At 50.5% G+C, this 662-nt stretch carries 1 protein-coding gene and 1 pseudogene (1 of these 2 only partly in view); both read right to left on the bottom strand.

Translation table 11 applies throughout. The features are described 5' to 3' along the window. A pseudogene (locus E0E16_RS13845) lies at positions 1 to 618 on the bottom strand (IS256 family transposase); the annotation flags it as partial. Then, positions 594 to 662 carry the final stretch of a transposase gene (locus tag E0E16_RS00600; RefSeq protein WP_439650599.1) on the bottom strand. It continues 519 nt past the right edge of the window, so only the last 69 of its 588 coding nucleotides appear in the window; its start codon lies beyond the right edge, outside the window; the stop codon is at positions 594 to 596. The gene E0E16_RS00600 and the pseudogene E0E16_RS13845, both read right to left, overlap by 25 nt.

The following is a 662-nucleotide window of genomic DNA, read 5'->3' on the forward strand; positions in this document are numbered from 1 at the left end:
CATGGATGTTCTCATTTGGATGGTTCTCCTGTACTTCCTGTTGAGCCTTTCAATCCAGTTGGTCGTATATACGCACCTCTGCACTTGAGCCGGGAAGTCCATATACGTGAAGTAGGCACTGTTGCGTTCGGCCTTGTATTTTCTTAGTGCAGGATATTTCCTTTCCCATTTCTCGACAAAGGTAATGAATTGTTCGTATCCCTGCAAGGAATTCATCTCGTTGTTCTCCAATTGGAACACCTCACTGAGCTGCTGCGCCATTACCAGTTTGTCTTTATGTGATGCGCCGCTGAGTATCTGTCGCTTAACGTGTGCCACGCAGAACTGGTGTGCGGCACCGGGAAAGGCTGCACAGACGGCATTCTCTATTCCTTGCAATGCATCGGAAACAACTAAGTCTATCTGTTCGACGCCTCTTTGCTTCAAGGCCTCAAGCTCGTCTTTCCAGCAAAGAGCCCCTTCTGTGGGATGATTGACAACCGTGAGCACCTCCCTGCTGCCGTCTTCTAATACCCCCAGAATGGTATAGTAGGCTTCCTTGGACACCTGTCTGTCCCTACGGGTGGAAATAAAGGTGGCGTCGATATAGACGGCTAAGTAGTGGGAGGAAAGGCTACGGCAAAGCCACCGTTCGACGTCCTCACGGCAGCTGCCGGCAAGAT

It is taken from the genome of Prevotella rectalis, from assembly GCF_900607215.1.
In the GTDB taxonomy this organism is placed as follows: domain Bacteria; phylum Bacteroidota; class Bacteroidia; order Bacteroidales; family Bacteroidaceae; genus Prevotella; species Prevotella brunnea.